General features: G+C 53.2%; 12 protein-coding genes. 4 read left to right on the forward strand and 8 right to left on the reverse strand.

Features of this window, described 5'->3' with window-relative positions; all coding sequences use genetic code 11:
• Nucleotides 1–208 precede the first annotated feature (208 nt).
• Complete coding sequence (locus GQY55_RS04975) at nt 209–550, forward strand: hypothetical protein (protein ID WP_236575429.1); 342 nt, start codon at nt 209–211, stop codon at nt 548–550.
• Here GQY55_RS04975 and GQY55_RS30970 read toward each other — a convergent pair.
• The 3 genes from GQY55_RS30970 to GQY55_RS04985 all read right to left on the reverse strand — a co-directional run bounded on the left by GQY55_RS30970 (nt 537) and on the right by GQY55_RS04985 (nt 2,949).
• Complete coding sequence (locus GQY55_RS30970) at nt 537–707, reverse strand: hypothetical protein (protein ID WP_201452096.1); 171 nt, start codon at nt 705–707, stop codon at nt 537–539. The two genes, GQY55_RS04975 and GQY55_RS30970, sit on opposite strands and share 14 nt — an antisense overlap.
• A gap of 3 nt (nt 708–710) precedes the next feature.
• A complete protein-coding gene (locus GQY55_RS04980) occupies nt 711–1,085 on the reverse strand; it encodes a hypothetical protein (protein WP_160038822.1) in 375 nt (124 codons plus the stop codon).
• Between the two features lie 163 nt (nt 1,086–1,248).
• Complete coding sequence (locus GQY55_RS04985) at nt 1,249–2,949, reverse strand: DUF4127 family protein (RefSeq protein WP_160038824.1); 1,701 nt, start codon at nt 2,947–2,949, stop codon at nt 1,249–1,251.
• Between the two features lie 683 nt (nt 2,950–3,632).
• On the opposite strand from GQY55_RS04985, the gene GQY55_RS04990 reads away from it, so the two are divergent.
• From GQY55_RS04990 to GQY55_RS05000, 3 genes are all read left to right on the forward strand, one after another.
• Nucleotides 3,633–4,331 carry a collagen-like protein gene (locus tag GQY55_RS04990; RefSeq protein WP_236575482.1) on the forward strand — a complete coding sequence of 233 codons (699 nt, stop codon included), beginning with the start codon at nt 3,633–3,635 and terminating at the stop codon, nt 4,329–4,331.
• A 279-nt stretch (nt 4,332–4,610) separates the two neighbouring features.
• The gene (locus GQY55_RS04995; RefSeq protein ID WP_160038826.1) at nt 4,611–5,279 is read left to right on the forward strand and encodes a M50 family metallopeptidase; all 669 of its coding nucleotides are present in this window, start codon (nt 4,611–4,613) and stop codon (nt 5,277–5,279) included.
• Between the two features lie 417 nt (nt 5,280–5,696).
• The gene (locus GQY55_RS05000) at nt 5,697–7,028 is read left to right on the forward strand and encodes an Nramp family divalent metal transporter (protein ID WP_201452114.1); all 1,332 of its coding nucleotides are present in this window, start codon (nt 5,697–5,699) and stop codon (nt 7,026–7,028) included.
• Between the two features lie 219 nt (nt 7,029–7,247).
• Here GQY55_RS05000 and GQY55_RS05005 read toward each other — a convergent pair whose 3' ends face one another.
• From GQY55_RS05005 to GQY55_RS05025, 5 genes are all read right to left on the reverse strand, one after another.
• A complete protein-coding gene (locus GQY55_RS05005) occupies nt 7,248–8,672 on the reverse strand; it encodes an extracellular solute-binding protein (RefSeq protein WP_160038830.1) in 1,425 nt (474 codons plus the stop codon).
• An 85-nt stretch (nt 8,673–8,757) separates the two neighbouring features.
• A complete protein-coding gene (locus tag GQY55_RS05010) occupies nt 8,758–9,684 on the reverse strand; it encodes a carbohydrate ABC transporter permease (RefSeq protein WP_236575430.1) in 927 nt (308 codons plus the stop codon).
• A gap of 3 nt (nt 9,685–9,687) precedes the next feature.
• Entirely contained in the window at nt 9,688–10,632 is a 945-nt protein-coding gene (locus GQY55_RS05015; protein ID WP_160038832.1) for a carbohydrate ABC transporter permease, read from the reverse strand.
• A 132-nt stretch (nt 10,633–10,764) separates the two neighbouring features.
• Complete coding sequence (locus GQY55_RS05020) at nt 10,765–11,982, reverse strand: GntR family transcriptional regulator (protein ID WP_160038834.1); 1,218 nt, start codon at nt 11,980–11,982, stop codon at nt 10,765–10,767.
• A 115-nt stretch (nt 11,983–12,097) separates the two neighbouring features.
• On the reverse strand, nt 12,098–14,113 hold the full coding sequence (locus GQY55_RS05025) for a GxGYxYP domain-containing protein (RefSeq protein ID WP_160038836.1): 2,016 nt from the start codon (nt 14,111–14,113) through the stop codon (nt 12,098–12,100).
• Between the last annotated feature and the right edge of the window lie 114 nt (nt 14,114–14,227).

Consider the following 14,227-nt stretch of genomic DNA (forward strand, 5'->3'; position numbering starts at 1 on the left):
AAAATAAACAGGGATTCGACCTCCATATCGGAGGGCCCGAATCCCTTATTTTGCGTGGAGCAGAATCATTCATTTTTGGCCGAAGAACAAAGCGAGACGCCTATGAAACGCGCCCCCTCTTCCAATCTATAGAAAAACACGCTTAACATAGGAACATATGTTTGGTATAATTTGAAAACGAAGGAGATTTCGCGTTGCGGATTGGCTAATGAACTACAAGAAACGGGGTGGATTGGGCTTGACGACGATCATTCAAAAAATGAATCCGGAAACGGGTCTCTCCGAGTTAAGATGCCGGCTGCCCAAACAAATGAGACAAGCGGTAACGGATCTGATCGAGGCCGATTCCGGATCGGAGTATTTCTATAAGCTGCTAACGGATCACGCTCAGATTCAGCTTTTGCTGATCGAACATAACCCTCAAGAACATTATACGGAGTGCCACTGCTTTTCGACGGATATGGGCGACCCGGGGTATGCTTATGAAAGCCTTCCGCTTTTCAGCATCCGGATGTTTGCCGAAATGGCGGGCAGCCTTAATCTTGCTTAGACTCTTGCAAGGACTTTACGCGGATATATTCTTCCTCGATCGTCTTGGAGAGGAGCTCGGTTGCGGTCATGTTCAATTTTTTAGCCGTGTCCGCCAGCATTTGTTTAATATAGACGGGAACGTCATAGTGAAATTTGACTTTGTTTCCGTAAGCCATCGTTCAGCCTTCCTTCCCGAACACGCTTTGGTGTTTTCTTTCAATCAGGCGAATCAGAAGCTGCGTTGCGGACATATCCTGCAGTTCCGCGGCTTCGATCAGCTTTTCTTTGATTTCGGGCTGGAATTCGTAAGGGAGCTTCAGCTTCGGCTCGCTTAAATGCCCGTTCATGCCCTTTTCGATCTCGATCGCGTCCCGAACCAGGTTTTCCAGGCTGTCCTGCGGCCCGGGCTGCCGTCCGTATTTGACCAATACCCGCAGCAGGTAGGCCCGCAATGCGGCCTGATCTTCATCGTCAATGTGAATCCGCATTTTTCCGTCCGGAAAATCGATCCGGCAATCGATCGCGTATCCGAATAAGTTCAGCGTGTATTTCATGCCACATCCCCCTTCTCACCGTTTTGATTATAGTATGCTTTGTATCGTTACGCAATATAAGCCGCTTCTAGCGAATCTATCATTCGCCAAAAGAGCAGCCCGTTATGGAAAACGGACTGCTCTCTTTTGAAGATTTATGCTATATGAAAGGAGAATAAGTGCTTCATGATTGCAACGTGACGCTTGGACGAAGGGTTATTTCAAAGGCGCGGCCCCAAATAAATCCCGGATTTTCGTAAGCCAACGCCGCTCCGTTGTATGTCGAACAAATCCAGCCGCCGGGACGTTTGATCTGCCGGATCGCCTGCGAGGCGCATGGCAGAAACGCTTTTCTTTGCGAAAGTGCTTCCGTGTTTGTCTGCATCCGGTCCCGAAGCAGCTTGACGATCGCCTCGTAATCCTCCGGCGAGTTAAACAAAAGCATGTTCTGGTCGGCATACGGAACGTTGGCAAACAGGGTATGCGCCCTGGAATAGGTTCGCACTTCAGCAATCGTCAACTTTTTGTAACAGTAATCCTTCAGGAAACGTTTGAATAACAGCGATCCATGCGCGTCTACGGCGGTATCCAGGGCATGCGGGCGCCGTTCCGTCACCAGGAAGGCATGCCTGGAATGGGCCATGCCGAGCGCCATCCCGATTTTGTTCCCTGCCGTGTTCCAGCCGCTGTACCCCAACAGCAGCCCTGTCGACGTTTGATCCAGCAATGCTTGGGTGACGGTTTCATCTGCTGCGCCGCCGCCGACGAAGTCGATGACGACGGTAAGCTGCCGCTTGCGCGCATTGGCTGCGGCATGGTCTGCAGCTTCCGCTGCCCGATCCGCCCCCGTCACGGCAACGATTTCCACGTCGCAAGGCCCGGAATCGACAAAACGTCCGCCGATCAGATTCACGTGATACCGGATATTATCATGCACGCTCATATACTCATAAGGATTGATGATTGTCGAACCGTCCGGCCCGAAATACCGAACGCCGTAACGCGGTTTGGAGCCGCACTGGTGCAAATGGCTTGCCATACGTCCCATCAACGAATAGCCGAGCCCGTCCGCATCCGGAAGAAGGATGACACGGTCCGGATTCTGGCCGTCCGAGCCGTTCAGGTGCCGATCCACGTAATCTTCCAGGAAGGCGATTTCGTTCGCCTGCACGCCTTGCGTATACGAGTCGTCGACGCCTACGGCAAGAAAATCGATCGCGCCGGTGCGGACCAGCTGGTCCAGTATATAGTAATTCGTTTTGAATTTATGGCGGCGGGCATTGTAATACTGCTCTTTGTCAAAATGGACCGGAGTGCCGAAATGGGTGCCGTCGGGCTTGATGTCGTATCCGTCCAAAATCGCTTCAAACTCCGAAGCTTCGACCCGCGGCTGCTGCGCAAACGCCCGCGCCTCGTCGTACGCGCTTTGCGTCAATCCTTCGACGAATACCGTCGTGGCAAGCCTCATAATCGTGTCGAGCACAAATACGGGCTTATGGGGACAGGTTTGCTTGATTTCCCGGATGACGTCCAGCAGCCCGGTGGTATCCGGATCATAGTTCGGATAGGCACCGCCGCCGTCGGCCCGGAAGCGCCTGCTGCCGATCAGCCCTCCGTAAGCCAGCATATCGGATGAGATAATGAATCCGTCCGCCGACCGGATATGGTCCCGGATAAACTGCCGGATATGTCCGGTGTTTCCGAATACCGGCGCATACGTTCTAACGAGCGTGTTCCCTTCGGAATCGGCCTCGGTATCGAGCCGGTTTTTGACGTCGTCGGCATCCGGAATAATGACATGAATCCCGGCTGCTTTTGCCTGCGTAACAACATCATCGAGGTTGCATGGACGATCGTCGAGCGGCACATACAAAACTTTTTTCATAAATACATCTCCTTTTCGTTTCAACAATAATATATGACGTCACGTAACGCTATATGATCGATTAAAAAAATCAATCCTTTCCTGTATCGATACATCGGCCATTCACGGGATTTACTTTCGGATATCCGGATATCCATGACGACTTCCCGCTAAACCGAAGGGAGCATCCTCGCGGGATTCCTTCGTTGAAAATAATGGTAACATGTTACGTAACGATACGCAATATTTTTTTGGTAAAATCTATCGATTATTTTTCTAAAGGTAGGCTCAATAGGCCAGCGTGCCTTTCCAGACCAATGGCGACGGCAAGTCATTTAAAGAAAATTTCCGGACCCGTCCGGAATCAAACTCATCAATATTGGTGTAAAAGCCTTAACGGCGGCTCCGACAGCTGCAAGCTTGTCCTAGTAGACGATTTCCCCGTATCATAAGCCCGTTTTCCCGAAAGATGGTCGTAAGTCTACCAAACGATAGTTATCCGTCCATGCCAAAATGAGAGTAGACCCGTATGCTGTAGACAAATCTACAGGAGGTGCATATCATTGCATTGTGCAGAAAAGCGCTGCAAAGGCAGAATCAAAACGGTTGTACACCCCCATCATCGTTGCCATCACCATAAGAAAAAGAAACAAGTTATCGTTAAAAAAATAGTAAAAGTAAACTGTCCTCCTCCCGAAGTTAATGTGACGGCTCCCCAAGGGCCACAAGGGCCACAAGGACCTCAAGGACCTCAAGGACTTCCGGGGGCACAAGGGCTTCCGGGACCGCAAGGCATTCCAGGAGCGCAAGGGCTTCCAGGGGCGCAAGGTCCTCAAGGGCTTCCGGGGGCGCAAGGTCCTGAAGGACCTCAGGGACCTCAGGGACCCGCGGGACCACAAGGCATTCCCGGCCCCCAAGGACCCCAAGGACCTGCCGGACCTGCCGGAGGCATCGCTTCGTTCGCGTTTTTATGCAGCACCGTTGATCAAAACGTCGCAGCGGCCCCTACCCCCGGCGGACAGGGCGGTGCAGTCACCTTCAACGACTCGTTAATTCACGGAACGGCGGTTTCCTTCACTGCCCCTTCGACGCTCAACATTCTGGAGACCGGAACCTATAAAATCAGCTGGGAAGTGTTCCCGACTCCGGGAAACAACGCCTTCGGGCTGTTCTTTGATCCGGATGCCGCCGGACCGCTCCCCGCTACGCTCGTTCGATGCAGCAACTATGGCACCAACGCAGGAAACCAACCTTATCCGGGTCAGGTCGTTGCCCAGTTGACGGCTGGAGGCACCCTGACGCTGAACCGGATCGATAACACGGGAAATTTGGTTCTCGAAAGCACAATTGGCGGCGGAACGCCTGTCGTAAGCGCCTCGATCGTGATTGAAAGATTGGCGTAGCCCTAAGTTTCATTTCAACGAATCTCAAATTGCGATTTCATAAAATATGAGATGTATCAGTATATGCACGGGAAGCCGCACCTTGACACTAAAGGAGTGGTTTCTTGGCTTTTGACGAATGTATATTTCATCTTTCGGTTCGGTTTTCTGCAGCGAGACGCAATCTGCACACTGAATCTCGCTTCTTTCAGATTGATTCTGGAATTTCCCGGCGCCGGCATGTAAGATAGAAGCAAATCGTACAGAAATGAGGGAGCGGCCATTCAAGCTTGGTTAAAAATGATCGCGGTCGTCGTGCTGACCGGCATTTTAACGCGTTTTCTCCCGTTTTCGGCATTTTTCCGCAACGTGGACACCCTGATTCACGAGCTGTCGCATGCGCTGGTGACGCTCGCATTATCGGGCAGGGTCAATGTGATCCACTTGTACAGTAACCAGGGCGGAGTGACCCTCTCCACCTTTTCCAGCAACTGGATGGCGATTCCGATCTCGCTTGCCGGATATGTCGGTTCCGCGCTGTTTGCGGTGCTGCTGTTTTACCTTTATGCCAAACGAAATGAACGGGCCGGGCTGCTTACCGTCATGATTCTTGCCATTGTCGCGGCGGCATTGTTCGTCCGCAACGGCTACGGGCTCCTCTGGTGCGTCGGCTTTGCCGTCTTAAGCGGGCTCGTGGCTTTCATGGCTCCGCCCTTACTGCAAAAAAGCTATTATTTGCTCATCGCTTTTATCTGCCTGGTCGAATCCGTTATCAGCCCGTTCGTCATTTTGGTCCTGTCGGTCACACGTCCCGCTTCCGCCGGAGATGCCGCCAACTTGGCCCAAGCGACGCATGTTCCGGCCGTCATCTGGTGTCTCGTCTTTATTGCGGTTACCCTATGGTGCGCCAAGCTGTCGACGTCGCTCTTGTTTAAACGGGGCTTCGGCTCCGGCGCGGCCAAGATCTGAAAGTGGATATTCCATCATTGCAAAAAAACCGGAAATCCCTTCTCGCTTAGCGGGAATGGAGCCTTCCGGTTTTTTTATGTTTTGGCGGAAGACGAGCTGCTTCTCAGCTTCGCCTCCGACTTTTTCATTCAGACGAACGCCTTCCCCGAAAACGCCTTGAAGTCCCGCGGTACGCTGGGTTTTGCCGAATTCCGCTAACCGCGGCTTCTTCTACCGTCTCAAAACTTGTACTGAAACAATTAATTTATATAGATCAAATTATATTTGCCATTGACAAAAAAGTTTACCTGATGCAAAATAGCGTTGTAAGAAGCAAAATGTCCGGATCATGAATAACTAATATTATGAATGATAGAAGGGATGAATATGGAAAACTTAACTGCAGTCCAAAAAACAGCGAAACAAAAGCAGCATAACATGTTTACTTCCACCAACGGTTTGAGCCTTGCAGAAGTAAACAATACCGTTTCGCTCCCGAAAAACGCGGGATTTTGGAAAAAACTCGCCGCTTATAGCGGCCCTGGCGCTTTGGTTGCCGTCGGTTATATGGATCCGGGAAACTGGATCACTTCCATCCAAGGCGGGTCGCAATTCGGATATACACTGCTCAGCGTTATCCTGCTCTCAAGCCTCATCGCCATGCTGCTGCAAAGTATGTGCGCCAAGCTGGGCATCGTGACCGGAATGGATTTGGCCCAAGCAACGCGCCAAGCGACCAGCAAACCCGTTGCCGTCGTCTTATGGATTTTAACCGAGCTCGCCATCATGGCTACCGATATCGCCGAAGTCATCGGAGGCGCGGTAGCGCTGCAGCTGTTGTTCAAAATTCCGCTGCTGGTCGGCGTGCTGATTACAACGTTGGACGTACTGCTGCTTCTGCTGCTGGCGAAAGTCGGCTTCCGCAAAATCGAGGCCATCGTCGCGACGCTGATCGCAACGATTTTTATCGTATTTTTGTACGAGGTGCTTTTGTCGAACCCTAGCATCGGGCCGCTGCTGCAAGGATTTATCCCAAGCCCGGAAATCGCGACCAACAACGGCATGCTGCTGATCGCGCTCGGGATCGTCGGGGCGACCGTCATGCCGCATAACCTGTATTTGCACTCGTCGATCGTCCAATCGCGGCAATTTGCACGGACGCCCGAAGGCAAAAAGGAAGCCGTCCGTTTTGCGACCATCGATTCCAACATCCAGCTGAGCATCGCGTTTGTGATCAACTGCCTGCTGCTGGTGCTGGGAGCGGCCATGTTTTTCGGTTCCACCAGCGATTTGGGCCGGTTCACCGACTTGTACAACGCGCTTGCCGATAACGCAATCGTCGGCGCCATCGCCAGTCCGCTGCTCAGCACGCTGTTTGCCGTAGCGCTGCTGGCATCGGGCCAAAACTCGACCATAACGGGCACCTTGTCCGGCCAGATCGTTATGGAAGGTTTTATCCGAATGAAAATGCCTTCCTGGCTGCGCCGGATGATTACGCGGCTCCTCGCCGTCATTCCCGTCATCATCTGCGTCATCTTGTACGGCGGACGGGAAAATGCGGTGGAGCATCTGCTCCTTTACACGCAAGTATTTTTGAGCGTTCAACTTCCATTTGCCATCATTCCGCTGACCATTTTCACCAGCGACAAAAAAATGATGGGGGAATTCGCAAACCGGGCATGGGTCAAATATTTGTCCTGGACCATCGCGATCATCCTGACGATCTTGAACGTGTTCTTGATCTACGGCACGTTTGCAGGCATCGAATGAGCCGCTTTCGGCTCGAAAACGGCATCCGCCCCGGAAAAATCCGGGGCGGATGTTTTTGCGTTTATCATAGAGAGCTTGGGGTATATGAACGGCAGCCCCCTGTATATACTATACCTACGTCATCGCCGAAAAAGGCCGCCGATTTCGCTGAGATCGTTTTTGCATTGAGCTTTTTCGTATGGCCAAGCGCTCTCTTAAGTTCCTTTTCACCCTGTGCGCTTATTGCGTCACCGCCCCCGCCCTCTTCTGGGCGTCATCGAGAATCGCTTTCACGTCGCCTTTCGTCATCAAGGCTTTTACGACGGCGTCTCCCCAGATTTGCCATGCTTTCGAATTATCCTTGGCGAACGTCGGCAGCCCCTGCACGTTTCCGCCCATCGCCTGGTAATGGGTGTAGAGCTCCGGATGTTCTTTTTTGTACGTATCGGATTCCGCGATTTCTTTCAAAATCGGAGAGCGTACGTTGGAGTCGGCGATAAGCTGCTGAACGTCCTTGCTGTACATGGCCCGAATATATTCGAATGCCGCTTCTTTATGCTTGGAATCCTTCGGAACCGAGTGGAATGCGGCGCCGATCGTAATGTTGCCGGCTTTGCCGTTTGGCGACATCGGAATCGGCGCCATGCCGACATCGATCTTTTTGTCTCTCGCCTGCTGGGACTGCCACGGTCCGTCGATAATGTAAGCGAGCTGCCCTTTGTACCAGGCATCGAAATAGGTGCCTTCGTTCGTATTCACCATCAGGCCCGGAGCGTTGCTTGCATTCAAGTCCCGAAGCAGGGTGACCGTTTCGACGTTGGCGTCGCTGTTGAACACCGGTTTGCCGTCCGCGGCAAACGCCCCGCCGTTGATCATCATCAGCGCGCCATAGCGCAGGTAACCGCCGAAGTTCGCTCCGGCGTAAACGCCGCCGCCGTAAAATTTGCCTTTGCCGGCTTCCGTCACCTTTTTCACGTTGTCGGCCAGCTCCGCCCAGGTGGCGGGCGCTTTGTCCGGATCAAGACCGGCCTGCTTCACCAAATCTTTGTTCCAAAACAGGCTGCTTACTCCCGGCTGCGCGGCTAGGCCATAGATTTTGCCGTTGTACTCCATCGGCTTCCAGGCGGCATCCGCCACGTTTTTCCGGATTTCGTCCGCCATGTCGTCCGGGAACGGCTCCAGCAGTCCCTGCTGGGCGAAGCCGTTCATCTGCGTCTCGCCGACGATGATATCCGGCATATTTTTGGCGAGGAATCCCGCGGTTTGCTTTTGGATCAGCGGTTCTCCCCATCCCCAGTCCTGCATGTTCACCTCAATGTTTTTTTCCTTCATCAAGTTGTACATGATCGTCTGATAGTGAAGGCCAAACGCATCCGCCGGAAACTGCTTTCCGGGCGTATACGCCGTATCCAGCCCTTTCCCTTTCAGCTCCTTCTCTTTGGGCGCCAGCAAATCTCCCAGCTTTCCGGTTCCAACGTTTGTCGCCCCTTCCGTTAACACCGTAATCGTCGTGCCCTGCGCAGGCGTCGTTGTATCCTTAGATTCCGGTTTCTCCGCCGGCGGACTTTCGCTTACCTCGCTTTTTCCTCCTCCGCCGCCGCAACCGGCCAGCGCCGCAATAAGAAGCGCGGATATTCCCCATTTAGCTGCTGTTCCGAATTTCATACGAATCCCTCCATCGTAAATGAATTGAATCAATTGAATGAAACGTCATCAGCCGTATGTAGCTTTTAAAACGAATGGGCTGCGATCACCCCTTAATGCCCGTATTGGCTAACCCTTGCACGATGTACTTCTGGAAAAAGAAGAAGATCAGCAAAGCGGGAACGGTCGTACCCAGGCCCAGCGTAATCATCATCGGATAGTTGGGAGAACCGCCGGGGCCTACGGCCGCGGACGATAACCGCGTAATGGCGGAAGGCAAGGTCTGCATGTGGTCGCTGGTCGTATAAAAGAATGGGGTCGCAAAGTCGTTCCAGGTGCCCAGCGCCGTCGTAATGGCGATAAAGGCCATGATCGGCATCTGCAGGGGCAGCAGGATCTGGAAAATGACCCGGAGCGTCCCCGCACCGTCCATTTTCGCCGCCTCGTCCAGTTCGAACGGAACCTTTTCAAGCGACTGCTTCACCAGAAACATCCCCATAATATTGATCGCAGGCCCGCCCAGGAGATAAACCCACCAGGTATCGAGCAGCCCTGTGCCTCCGGTAAATATGTCGTTTCCGCCGGCAAACGGCCAGCGCGCAAGCTGAAGATAGGTCGGAATGAGAGCGATGGTGCCCGGAATCATTTGCGTCGCCAGCAGCGTCAGAAACAGCGCATCCTTCCCCTTGAATTTCAATCGGGCGAATGCATATCCGGCCAAAAACGAGGTCAACATGGCAAAAAACGTGCTGTATAAGGTGCGGTAAAGCGAGTTCATAAAATACATTCTGGTCGAAGTATCCGACGAGCCTTTAAACAAAACGAGGTAATTATCCAAAGTTGCATGTTTGGGAATCGGTAAAAATCCGAGAACGGTGGTCGTAAATTCGTCTTTCGTAAAAAAGCCGGCCAAAATCATGAAGATGAGGGGATAAAACAGGACAAGCCCGACGCCGGCCAACACCAGATGCGCCAGTACATGGCTCAGTTGCAGCTTTCGCCTCGGCGATGAATGCGCGGATACAGAAACCACGGTTTACGCTCCCTTCTTTAAAGGTATCGTGTTGCTTCGATCGGCTTTCGTGGACCTGCGGTAATAAAGAACGGTGGCCGTGAACACGATGACGGCCATGATGAGCGAAGAGGCCCCCGCCATGCCGAGGTTGAAATCCCAGAAAGCGTCGCGATAGATGCGGAAGACCAGCACTTCCGTCTGCCCGTAAGGACCGCCGCCGGTAATAAACATGACCTGCTCGTATATTTGGATCGCTCCGATCAGGCTGGTGATCACGATGTAAGTGGCGATCGGCTTCAAGCCGGGAATGGTCACGTACCTCAGCTTCTGTAGTCGCCCCGCGCCGTCAATTTCGGCCGCTTCATACAAGGATACGTCCACGGATTGCAGACCGGCCAGCCAGATCAAGGCCGCGCCCCCGACCCCCTTCCAGACGGAATAAACCACGATCCAAAACACGCTCCAGCCGGTGGAAAACTGCCAAATGATCGGCTCATGCCCGATCGACTTCAGGAAGTTATTGATGACCCCGTTGCTTGGATCAAGCAAAATATTAAAAATCTGGGTCGTGGCTACCGTAGACGTGACGGCCGGAATATACCAAATGGACCGGTAGATGCCCTTGCCGAACAGCGGCATATTCATCAGGAGCGCGGCGCCGAATCCCGCCAAAAGCGTTACCCCCGAAACTAGGCCTCCCATCCAGATGGACCGCCATAAGGCGTTGTAATATAGGGGGTCCTCGAAAAAGCGGATGTAGTTGCCCAGCCCGATGAACTTCGGCTGCCCCTGGATGCCGATCCATTCGAAGAAACCGAGAATAAAGCCGAACAGCGTAGGAAAACCGGACACGACAAGCCACCAGAAAATCATCGGCCCGAGGATCGCCGTGGCGATCAGGGCATCGCGATGCCGTACGAGAAAGCGCTTTAGTTTTGTTTGTTTGAATGGAACGGTTTGTTCCATTTCTCCCCCTCCCATCATCCTATATGCAATATCAAATATATATAATATTACTATTCATGTCAATTGCTTTTCGGCACAAAAAAAACCCTGAAACCAAGTTCAGGGTTTTTTGGAGTCCAAACGATAGGACAATTACTTTTTGGCAGGGCCCGTTGAGGATCTTTCGACCAGCTCGGGCTGCATGATCAATTTGCTGTATTTGACGGCCGGATTCGGGTCTTCCAGCAGCCGGATCAAAATTTCGGCCGCCTGCCTTCCCATCCTGTACTCCGATTGGGAAACATGCGTGAAAAACCCGAATTCGTCATACCCCGAAGACGGGTCGTCAAACGTAAGGATCGAAATATCCTCCGGCACTTTCAGGCCGATTCTTTTCGCAATGTTGAAAATATACACGCCCAACCGGGCGTTAAGCGTAACATAAGCCGTTGCCATTTGGTTTCGGATAAACCGGTAGAGCGGGTGCGCCTCGTTGATTTCGGAGTAGTCCACCTTAAAGTCCGTCAAAATAAGCGCCGGGTTAATCATCGCTCCCTTTTGCTTCAATGCCTCCATGTAGCCGGTGATCCGGTCTTCGACGGTGATGGTGGGAAGCGGCGTATCCGAGCAAATGGCGATATTGCGGTGGCCCAGATCCCAAAGACGGTTCAGCGCAAGCTTCGCGCCTTCCAGGCTGTCCGTGCAGACGAAATTCGTTTCCACGCCGGCAAGGTAGCGGTCGATCAGCACAAACGGATAATTCCGCATTTTGAGCGCGAGAATTTCTTCGTTGTAGGTCTCCGCATCGGACGGGAAAATAATGAGCCCGGACGTGCCCGTCGACAGGCATTCCAAAATCAGGCTTTTTTCGGTTTCGATCGAGTTGTTGCTGAGGACGATATGCATATGGTATCCATGTTTGATCAGCACCTCGTTGATGCCGGAGATAAGGCGGATCGCAAAAAAATCTCCCAGCGTCGGGATGATCAGCACGATCTTTTTCTTCCTTGGGCCGTCCCCCCCCTGCTCCGGATACATGGACCCTTCATGCCCGCCGTCCCTTAAAACCGGAAACACCCCATGCCCTCGTTCATCCTGCATCGAGGAAGATGCCGGGGCGTGTTTGCCGCCGCTATAGGGCTCGCCCGCGATCCCCTTCACGAAGCTGCCGCGGCCGGGAATGCGATAAAGCCATCCCTCCTTGGCCAGCTGGCCCAGCGCCGTCGCGACCGTAATCCGGCTGACCTCGAACTGCTTCATCAATTCTTTTTCCGAAGGGATTTTATCGTTAATCTTCAATTTCCCCGTCGATATTCGGTCTTTAAAATAATCCTGAATTTGAATATATAAAGGCTGTCGATCATTTTGCATAGTGAATTCTCCCTAAAACGCTATTCTGCATCATCATTTCAGTATATCATTCATGTCTTTTAGCATCAATTTAGCGAAATGACGGTCCAGCGGATCAGCATCCCAACGTTACTCCTTATTCCTTCGCCCCTAACGGATCGATCGGCAGGCGGCTGTTCTCGCGGATCAATTCGAAATAAACGTCGGGCCGTACGACAACGATGTCCTTATTCTCTTTAAGCTGGCGATAGGCATTGACGAAGCTTTGATAATGAACCTCCCATGGATTCGCCTGGATGCATACGAAGAGAGGGGAGCGACGGTCCCAAGTTTCGATCGCTTGCTGTACCGGGAAAATAAGATCCCCTTCCGAAGCGCCGTACACCACGTTCAGCTCTTGGCCGGGCATCGTGTTGTTGTAGGTCGCAACCGCTCCGGTGCCGCCCTGGGAGGTAAAACCGAGCAGCGACGGGGCATTGGCCGCAATGCTGTTACCGACGTTCGGATTCGTTTCGCCCTTGACCGTGTTCCATACGGTTAATACCCGCAGCCCTGCGCGCTGCATATAATCGTCCGTCCGGGCAAAAAAGCGGTCCAGCCCCTTCTCATCCTTCCAGAAATTCGGGTACGTGTATCCAAGGCCCGACGGGCCGGAAATGAGCGCGTCGTTTTCCGTCGCCGTCCTGTGAAGGACATCCAAAATGCCCGGCATCGCATCGACCATCAGCGGCGATACGGTCCAGCCGATCGGCACTTCGCCCCGGTTCGGCAAAAACCATAACTTGCTGAAATAATGCTCCATGTACTGCAGGTTATCCCCGTCGCTCATGATATAGGAAACGTATACTTTATTCTCCAGCGGCGGTTTCTGCGGGATTTGGGCCGGCGCAATGGACCGTGAGGTGCCGCTGAGCACGGACAGGTTGGAGGAATAATCCGCCGCAACGGTTGCCAGCCCGAACTCCGACGTTTTCGTTACCCCTTTCCCTTCATCAGGCCACCACCCGACGTATAACCCGCTTCCGTAAGGCATGTCTTTCATGAATTTGTTCAGGAGCGCCTCTTCCTCCGGGATGTCCGGATTGAGCCACACGACCGCCGCCTCCATCCCCATGGCGTAATCCCTCAAAAACGTTTTGATGTCAGGGGTCAAACCGACAAGAACGCGATGGGTCGTTTGCGGCCAATACTTCTCGTACAGAAATTCGTATACCTCGATATTCGTTTTGAATTTTCCGCGCAAATCCTCCGAAACGGGAAGACGGTAAGGATCGCCGGCGAGTTTGCCTGCAAGCGAAGGCGAAACGACGATGGCGTTTTCCAAGCCGGCGATGGTCGTCGCCAAATTGTACGTATCCGCCACGTCCGGATCGTAAACGATCATGCCGCGAATTTCGTCCTGGTATTTGGACAAAAGCTCCCAGTTGTCTTTTACCTTCCGGTATTCGAGCCCGAGCGCGGTCAGCCATTTCGTGCCTTCGTCGCTGCGGGTGTCGTCGTAAATACGCGGCTTGGTTTTGTTGACCACTCCCTTCACGGTTTCGAACATGGCGACGTCTTCTTCCCTCGCTGGCGAACCGATCTGGACGTCGTACAGTTTCAGCGTCGATTTCCCGGTCCAGGCTACGCTGATTTCGATCTCCCGCCCCTCATCCGGGGAAGTGAACGGAACCGCGAACTCCTGCGATGCGTTTTCGTTCCGAAAATCCCAATTCGTCGCTTCCAAGGAACCCAACACCGCCCCCGTCGACGGCTCGCGGATTTCCAGCTTGGCCACGCTTCCGTTTTCGTCCGCAAACCGGTCGACGCTCATGCGAAACACTGCCTGATTGTCGCCTGCCGGTACATCGGCGATCCGCGGGACGCGCAGCATGACGCCCGTTTTATCCGCTCCCGCCTTGGCAAGCCAGCCATCCCCGTCCGCCGTTCCGGTCTGATGTTCGTATTCCGCATCTTCCGCTTCGTAGACCAGCTTGCTGCTCAAGTTAATCAGATCCAGCGTCGCCGCAGGCTCCGGGAAAGACGGCAACGCCTGATCTTCCGGCCAACGGATCCCCTCCTTTTTCTCGGGCCACATCCAGTAGCCGGCGGCAAAAATGGCCGCGGCCAGCGCGCATGACATGATGCCAATGCCGATGGTTTTCCTTGACAACTCGCTTCCTCCTTTGTGCACATGGTTACGCCCCACCCGCATCTATTCGGGAAATGCAGCGGATTTGCACGGAACCGACAGATTGGACGAGACGGATGATCTGCGACATCATTT

This window comes from Paenibacillus sp. USDA918EY, from assembly GCF_009870825.1.
GTDB lineage: Bacteria > Bacillota > Bacilli > Paenibacillales > Paenibacillaceae > Paenibacillus_AQ > Paenibacillus_AQ albilobatus.